Origin of the sequence: Pseudomonas sp. GM80 (assembly GCF_000282515.1) — a bacterium.
GTDB lineage: Bacteria > Pseudomonadota > Gammaproteobacteria > Pseudomonadales > Pseudomonadaceae > Aquipseudomonas.
The window spans coordinates 12,501-15,690 of the sequence record NZ_AKJD01000047.1; the positions used below are offsets into that span (position 1 = coordinate 12,501).

Below are 3,190 nucleotides of genomic sequence, written 5' to 3' on the forward strand. Positions count from 1 at the left end.
GGTGGATGCCTTGGCAGTCAGAGGCGATGAAAGACGTGGTAGCCTGCGAAAAGCTTCGGGGAGTCGGCAAACAGACTTTGATCCGGAGATGTCTGAATGGGGGAACCCAGCCATCATAAGATGGTTATCTTGTACTGAATACATAGGTGCAAGAGGCGAACCAGGGGAACTGAAACATCTAAGTACCCTGAGGAAAAGAAATCAACCGAGATTCCCTTAGTAGTGGCGAGCGAACGGGGACTAGCCCTTAAGTGGCTTTGAGATTAGCGGAACGCTCTGGAAAGTGCGGCCATAGTGGGTGATAGCCCTGTACGCGAAAATCTCTTAGTCATGAAATCGAGTAGGACGGAGCACGAGAAACTTTGTCTGAATATGGGGGGACCATCCTCCAAGGCTAAATACTACTGACTGACCGATAGTGAACTAGTACCGTGAGGGAAAGGCGAAAAGAACCCCGGAGAGGGGAGTGAAATAGATCCTGAAACCGTATGCGTACAAGCAGTGGGAGCAGACTTTGTTCTGTGACTGCGTACCTTTTGTATAATGGGTCAGCGACTTATTTTCAGTGGCGAGCTTAACCGAATAGGGGAGGCGTAGCGAAAGCGAGTCTTAATAGGGCGTCTAGTCGCTGGGAATAGACCCGAAACCGGGCGATCTATCCATGGGCAGGTTGAAGGTTGGGTAACACTAACTGGAGGACCGAACCGACTACCGTTGAAAAGTTAGCGGATGACCTGTGGATCGGAGTGAAAGGCTAATCAAGCTCGGAGATAGCTGGTTCTCCTCGAAAGCTATTTAGGTAGCGCCTCATGTATCACTGTAGGGGGTAGAGCACTGTTTCGGCTAGGGGGTCATCCCGACTTACCAAACCGATGCAAACTCCGAATACCTACAAGTGCCGAGCATGGGAGACACACGGCGGGTGCTAACGTCCGTCGTGAAAAGGGAAACAACCCAGACCGTCAGCTAAGGTCCCAAAGTTATGGTTAAGTGGGAAACGATGTGGGAAGGCTTAGACAGCTAGGAGGTTGGCTTAGAAGCAGCCACCCTTTAAAGAAAGCGTAATAGCTCACTAGTCGAGTCGGCCTGCGCGGAAGATGTAACGGGGCTCAAACCATACACCGAAGCTACGGGTATCATCTTCGGATGATGCGGTAGAGGAGCGTTCTGTAAGCCTGTGAAGGTGAGTTGAGAAGCTTGCTGGAGGTATCAGAAGTGCGAATGCTGACATGAGTAACGACAATGGGTGTGAAAAACACCCACGCCGAAAGACCAAGGTTTCCTGCGCAACGTTAATCGACGCAGGGTTAGTCGGTCCCTAAGGCGAGGCTGAAAAGCGTAGTCGATGGAAAACAGGTTAATATTCCTGTACTTCTGGTTATTGCGATGGAGGGACGGAGAAGGCTAGGCCAGCTTGGCGTTGGTTGTCCAAGTTTAAGGTGGTAGGCTGAGATCTTAGGTAAATCCGGGATCTTAAGGCCGAGAGCTGATGACGAGTGTTCTTTTAGAACACGAAGTGGTTGATGCCATGCTTCCAAGAAAAGCTTCTAAGCTTCAGGTAACCAGGAACCGTACCCCAAACCGACACAGGTGGTTGGGTAGAGAATACCAAGGCGCTTGAGAGAACTCGGGTGAAGGAACTAGGCAAAATGGCACCGTAACTTCGGGAGAAGGTGCGCCGGTGAGGGTGAAGGACTTGCTCCGTAAGCTCATGCCGGTCGAAGATACCAGGCCGCTGCGACTGTTTATTAAAAACACAGCACTCTGCAAACACGAAAGTGGACGTATAGGGTGTGACGCCTGCCCGGTGCCGGAAGGTTAATTGATGGGGTTAGCTAACGCGAAGCTCTTGATCGAAGCCCCGGTAAACGGCGGCCGTAACTATAACGGTCCTAAGGTAGCGAAATTCCTTGTCGGGTAAGTTCCGACCTGCACGAATGGCGTAACGATGGCGGCGCTGTCTCCACCCGAGACTCAGTGAAATTGAAATCGCTGTGAAGATGCAGTGTATCCGCGGCTAGACGGAAAGACCCCGTGAACCTTTACTATAGCTTTGCACTGGACTTTGAATTTGCTTGTGTAGGATAGGTGGGAGGCTTTGAAGCGTGGACGCCAGTCTGCGTGGAGCCAACCTTGAAATACCACCCTGGCAACTTTGAGGTTCTAACTCAGGTCCGTTATCCGGATCGAGGACAGTGTATGGTGGGTAGTTTGACTGGGGCGGTCTCCTCCTAAAGAGTAACGGAGGAGTACGAAGGTGCGCTCAGACCGGTCGGAAATCGGTCGTAGAGTATAAAGGCAAAAGCGCGCTTGACTGCGAGACAGACACGTCGAGCAGGTACGAAAGTAGGTCTTAGTGATCCGGTGGTTCTGTATGGAAGGGCCATCGCTCAACGGATAAAAGGTACTCCGGGGATAACAGGCTGATACCGCCCAAGAGTTCATATCGACGGCGGTGTTTGGCACCTCGATGTCGGCTCATCACATCCTGGGGCTGAAGCCGGTCCCAAGGGTATGGCTGTTCGCCATTTAAAGTGGTACGCGAGCTGGGTTTAGAACGTCGTGAGACAGTTCGGTCCCTATCTGCCGTGGACGTTTGAGATTTGAGAGGGGCTGCTCCTAGTACGAGAGGACCGGAGTGGACGAACCTCTGGTGTTCCGGTTGTCACGCCAGTGGCATTGCCGGGTAGCTATGTTCGGAATAGATAACCGCTGAAAGCATCTAAGCGGGAAACTAGCCTCAAGATGAGATCTCACTGGAACCTTGAGTTCCCTGAAGGGCCGTCGAAGACTACGACGTTGATAGGTTGGGTGTGTAAGCGCTGTGAGGCGTTGAGCTAACCAATACTAATTGCCCGTGAGGCTTGACCATATAACACCCAAGCAATTTGAGTCGAAAGGCCAGATTGCGGTGTGTGAAGACGAAACGAACCGAAAGTTCGATGTTCACAAAACACCGAAAGCTGTCACATACCCAATTTGCTGAAGCGAGGCCATCTGGTCACGACTCAGTACCCGAATTTCTTGACGACCATAGAGCGTTGGAACCACCTGATCCCATCCCGAACTCAGCAGTGAAACGATGCATCGCCGATGGTAGTGTGGGGTTTCCCCATGTGAGAGTAGGTCATCGTCAAGATTAAATTCCGAAACCCCAATTGCGAAAGCAGTTGGGGTTTTGTTTTGCCCG

The 3,190-nt window shown here is 51.6% G+C and carries 2 rRNA genes (1 of these 2 running past the window's edge); both read left to right on the plus strand.

Going from position 1 to position 3,190, the window contains the following annotated elements:
- Window positions 1-2,872 (plus strand): 23S ribosomal RNA (locus PMI37_RS06780) (it extends 22 nt beyond the left edge of the window).
- 151 nt (window positions 2,873-3,023) lie between these two features.
- Window positions 3,024-3,139, plus strand: a 5S ribosomal RNA gene (gene rrf, locus PMI37_RS06785).
- Window positions 3,140-3,190 lie beyond the last annotated feature (51 nt).